At 70.7% G+C, this 4,523-nt stretch carries 5 protein-coding genes; 2 read left to right on the top strand and 3 right to left on the bottom strand.

What is annotated here, in order from left to right; translation table 11 throughout:
• Positions 1 to 339 precede the first annotated feature (339 nt).
• Both ACOV8S_RS01290 and ACOV8S_RS01285 read right to left on the bottom strand, forming a co-directional pair.
• A complete protein-coding gene (locus tag ACOV8S_RS01290; protein WP_448315456.1) occupies positions 340 to 1,713 on the bottom strand; it encodes an MFS transporter in 1,374 nt (457 codons plus the stop codon).
• 28 nt (positions 1,714 to 1,741) lie between these two features.
• Positions 1,742 to 2,182 (bottom strand): MarR family winged helix-turn-helix transcriptional regulator, encoded by a 441-nt coding sequence (locus tag ACOV8S_RS01285; RefSeq protein ID WP_382555545.1) that lies wholly within the window; start codon positions 2,180 to 2,182, stop codon positions 1,742 to 1,744.
• Positions 2,183 to 2,324: 142 nt separating this feature from the next.
• Here ACOV8S_RS01285 and ACOV8S_RS01280 point away from each other — a divergent pair, with 142 nt between their 5' ends.
• Positions 2,325 to 2,552 carry a hypothetical protein gene (locus ACOV8S_RS01280; RefSeq protein ID WP_448315454.1) on the top strand — a complete coding sequence of 76 codons (228 nt, stop codon included), beginning with the start codon at positions 2,325 to 2,327 and terminating at the stop codon, positions 2,550 to 2,552.
• A gap of 28 nt (positions 2,553 to 2,580) precedes the next feature.
• On the opposite strand, the gene ACOV8S_RS01275 is transcribed toward ACOV8S_RS01280, so the two are convergent.
• The gene (locus ACOV8S_RS01275; RefSeq protein WP_448315452.1) at positions 2,581 to 4,032 is read right to left on the bottom strand and encodes an NCS2 family permease; all 1,452 of its coding nucleotides are present in this window, start codon (positions 4,030 to 4,032) and stop codon (positions 2,581 to 2,583) included.
• Between the two features lie 205 nt (positions 4,033 to 4,237).
• Here ACOV8S_RS01275 and ACOV8S_RS01270 point away from each other — a divergent pair, with 205 nt between their 5' ends.
• Complete coding sequence (locus ACOV8S_RS01270; RefSeq protein WP_448315450.1) at positions 4,238 to 4,501, top strand: DUF2530 domain-containing protein; 264 nt, start codon at positions 4,238 to 4,240, stop codon at positions 4,499 to 4,501.
• Positions 4,502 to 4,523 lie beyond the last annotated feature (22 nt).

Raw genomic sequence — 4,523 nt, 5'->3', positions numbered from 1 at the left:
CGGGGGGAGCGTCACCCTGGGCGGGGTGGCGTTGATCGCCGTGATCGTCGGCCTGTGGGCCGCCGCCCGCCACCGCCGGGCGGACTGACGCCCCTCGGGGCGGTCGGGGCGGAGCCGGAGGCCCTCGCCCGCGGCACCGGACGACGATCACCGGCGTCACGGCCACCGGCGCGGCCGGCCTCGGCGCGGTGAAGGCCGCCATCGGCGGCTCGGACGAGGGCCCCTTCCACGGGCGGGCCGCGTCGGGATCCTGAGCACCCGGAACGCCTGAGGGGGCGGGTGCCGGAATGCTCCGGCGCCCGCCCCCTCACGTCCTCCCGTCACCCCGCGGTGGCGAACTCAGCTCGCGGTGACCAGCTCCCGCTCGCGCGGGACGACCCGCACCGTGGGGTGCGCGCCCTGCCAGCCGACGGCGAGGCGCAGGCGGCCCAGCCGGGCCAGCGCCACGCCCACCGCGACGGCGGACAGCGTGGCGACCGCGCCGCAGGCCACGAAGCCCGCCCGCGCCCCGTACACGTCCGTCGCCCACCCGGCGAGCGGCGCCCCGATCGGCGTGCTGCCCATGAAGACCATCATGTAGAGCGACATCACCCGCCCCCGCATCGCGGGCTCGGTGGCCATCTGCACGCTCGTGTTGGCGGTGACGTTGAGCGTCATGCTGAACGCCCCGATCGGCACCAGCAGCGCCGCGAAGAGCCACAGCCCGGGGCTGAGCGCCGCCACGACCTCCAGCAGGCCGAAAGCGAGCGCCGCCCCGATCAGCAGCCGCAGCCGCGCCCGGGCCCGCCGGGCGGCCAGCAGCGCGCCGGCCAGCGAGCCGACGGCGATCAGGATGTTGAACAGCGAGTAGCCCGCCGCCCCGGTGTCGAAGACGTCGTAGGCGAAGGCGGACAGCACCACCGGGAAGTTGAAGCCGAAGGCCCCGACGAAACCGATCAGGACGATCGTCCAGTACAGGTGCGGACGCCCGGACACGTAGCGGATGCCCTCCCGCAGCTGCCCCTTGGCGCGCGGCGCGCGCTCCACCGGGTGCAGCTCGCGTGTCCGCATCAGCATCAGGCAGGCGATGGGGGCGGCGAAGGAGAGCCCGTTGATCAGGAAGGCCCAGCCGGTGCCCATGCCGGTGATCAGCACGCCCGCCACGGCGGGACCGATCAGGCGGGCCGACTGGAAGTTGGCGGAGTTGAGGCCGACCGCGTTCTGCAGCTGTGCCCGGCCGACCATCTCGGAGACGAAGGTCTGCCGCGCCGGGTTGTCGACGACGGTGGCCATGCCGACCAGCAGGGCGGCGAGGTAGACGTGCCACACCTCGACGTGCCCGCTCAGGTCGAGCGCGGCCAGCGCGAGTCCGGTGACGGCCATCGAGGACTGGGTGACCAGCAGGGTGGGCCGCTTGGGCAGCCGGTCGACCAGCAGGCCGCCGTAGAGCCCGAGCAGCAGCATGGGCAGGAACTGCAGCGCCGTGGTGACGCCGACGGCGGTGGACGAGCCGGTGAGGCTGAGCACCAGCCAGTCCTGGGCGATCCGCTGCATCCAGGTGCCGATGTTGGAGACGACCTGGCCGGCGAAGAAGAGCCGGTAGTTCCTGATCCTGAGGGAACTGAACATCGAGCCCTTGCGGGGCTCGGCTCCGGCGACGGCAGCGGGGGTGGTGCGGGGGGTCGGTGGATCGATCGGTGCGGGGGCGGAGTCTGCTCCGGATCCCGAACTCAAAAAGGTTCGCCTCCTTCTGGCGTCCAGCTCACAGGTGGGCGAGCTTCTCCAGCACCGGCGCGGCGGCACGGATCTTCGCCCACTCCTCCTCGTCGAGTCCCCCTTCGACCAGCGCGGCGAGGAACGCGTTCCTCCTGCGGCGGCTCTCCTCGAGCATCGCCTCGGCCGCGTCGGTCTGGGACACGACCTTCTGCCGGCGGTCCTCCGGATGCGGCTCCAGACGGACCAGCCCCTTGGCCTCGAGCAGGGCCACGATGCGGGTCATCGACGGCGGCTGCACGTGCTCCTTGCGGGCCAGCTCACCCGGGGTGGCACGGCCGCAGCGGGCGAGGGTGCCGAGCACCGACATCTCGGTGGGGCTCAGCGACTCGTCCACCCGCTGGTGCTTGAGTCGGCGGGCCAGGCGCATCACCGCGGAGCGCAGGTCGTTCACGGCGTCCGCGTCGTCGCCGTGGTGGAGGTCCAGCATGTCCTTAGAGTAACTCATTACCCTCTCTAAAGAACAATGACAGGGCCTCATGCGTGCAGGAGGGTGGGCGAGATCACCCGAAGGAGTGGTCCGGGCGAAGGAAACGGGACTGTTTCCGCCCTCCGGCGCGACCCTCATGGCCATGCAGATGACGCAGACGACGGGACACACCGACACCGGTGTGCTCAGCCTGCGCGTCGACGGGGACCTGCTCGACCGTCTCCGCAGGCACGCGGCGAGAAGCGGGATGAGCGTCCAGGACTACGTGGTCCGGACGCTGGTGAGGGACGACTTCGACCAGCGGTTCCGGGCCGCGGTCGAGGAAACGGAGAAGCACTACGGCCCCGCGCACGGGAGCGCGGGGCCGTAGCGGCGGGGGCGGCGGCGCCCCCGGAGGATCAGGCGAGGCCGAGGGCCGGCATCAGGTAGTAGAAGACGAACACCGCGGCCACCGCCCACATCGCCGCCGGGACGCCCTTGGCGCGGCCGGTCGCCAGGCGCAGCACCGCGTAGGTGATGAAGCCCAGGCCGATGCCCGTGGTGATGGAGAAGGTGAACGGCATCGTCAGCATGGTGACGAAGGCCGGGACGGCGATCGACCAGTCGTTCCAGTCGATCTCCTTGATGTTGCCCGCGAGGATGAGGAAGCCGACCGCGACCAGTGCCGGGGTGGCCGCCTGCGACGGCACCATGGTGGCGACCGGGGTCAGGAACAGCGCGAGCGTGAACAGCAGGCCGGTGACGACGTTGGACAGGCCGGTGCGGGCGCCCTCGCCGACGCCGGCGGTGGACTCCACGAAGCAGGTGGTGGCCGAGGACGAGCTGGCGCCGCCGGCGGCGACCGCGATGCCGTCGATGAACAGCACCTTGTTCATGCCGGGCATCTGGCCCTGGGCGTCGGTCAGCTTCGCCTCGTCGCTGATGCCCATGATCGTGCCCATGGCGTCGAAGAAGCAGGACAGCAGGACGGTGAAGACGAACAGCACGCCGGTCAGCACGCCGACCTTCTCGAAGCCGCCGAACAGGCTGACCTGGCCGACCAGGCCGAAGTCGGGTGCCGCGAAGGGGTTGCCGGGCCACTCGGGCGTGGTCAGGCCCCAGCTCTTCACGTCGGCGACCGCGTTGATCACCACGGCGACGACGGTCATGGCGACGATCGAGATCAGGATGGCGCCGGGCACCTTGCGGATCATCAGCGTGAAGGTGAGCAGCACGCCCAGGGCGAAGACCAGGACCGGCCAGCCGAGCAGCTGGTTGCCGACGCCCAGCTGAAGCGGGACGGTCGTGTGGGCGGCGTCCGGGATGCGGGTGACGAAGCCGGAGTCGACCAGACCGATCAGCAGCACGAACAGGCCGATGCCGATGGCGATCGCCTTGCGGATGCCGAACGGCACCGCGTTCATGACGCGTTCCCGCAGACCGGTGGCGACCAGCAGCATCACCACGAAGCCGGCCAGCACGACCATGCCCATCGCGTCGGCCCACGACATGCGCGGGGCGAGCTGGAGCGCGACGACGGTGTTGACGCCGAGGCCGGCCGCCAGCGCGATCGGCACGTTGCCGATGACGCCCATGAGGAGGGTGGCGAACGCGGCGGAGATCGCGGTGGCGGTGACCAGCTGGGCGTTGTCGAGCTGGTTCCCGTACATGTCCTTCGCGCTGCCCAGGATGATCGGGTTCAGCACGATGATGTACGCCATCGCGAAGAAGGTGGCGAAACCGCCGCGGACCTCGCGGGACAGCGTGCTGCCGCGCTCGGAGATCTTGAAGTAGCGGTCGAGGGCGCCGAACTGGGGCCGGCGGCCCGGCTGCTCGGGCGCGGGAGCCTTGGCGGTGGCCGAGGAGGACATACGGGACCTCAGGAGTACGGGGGTCGGGGGGTCCCGCCCGGCGGTTTCGTGGACTCTCGTGGATTCCTACGAATAGATCCAGCCAGGCGGTGTCTCCACCAGTATGAACATATAAACCTCGCGTTAGCGAATCTCTGCGGGTCGATGTGACGAGGGTCGAAAGAGGCGGCGAGGGCGGCTGTGGGGGGCCTCGTAGACTGGGGTCATGGAGAAGTGGACCCCCAAGCACGAGGCGCCGGAGCCCCTGGAGGGGCCCGTTGTCGCCACCATCACCGGCGGCACGATCCTGTGGTTCGTCCTCTTCCTCGTTCAACTCCCCTTCTACGGCTGGTTCGACGAGAACGGGCACGCGTGGTGGGTGTGGACCTGCCTGGCCGGCGGAGGGCTCGGGCTGATCGGTGTCTGGTACGTGCGCAAGCGGGACGCGGCGATCAAGCGGGCCGCCGCCGACCGCCTCACCACCACGTGACCCGTCTCACGCCCCTTCCCCC

This window comes from Streptomyces sp. CO7, assembly GCF_053474865.1.
Note: the sequence above shows the minus strand (reverse complement) of the source record. Positions and strands in the feature narration are given on the sequence as shown.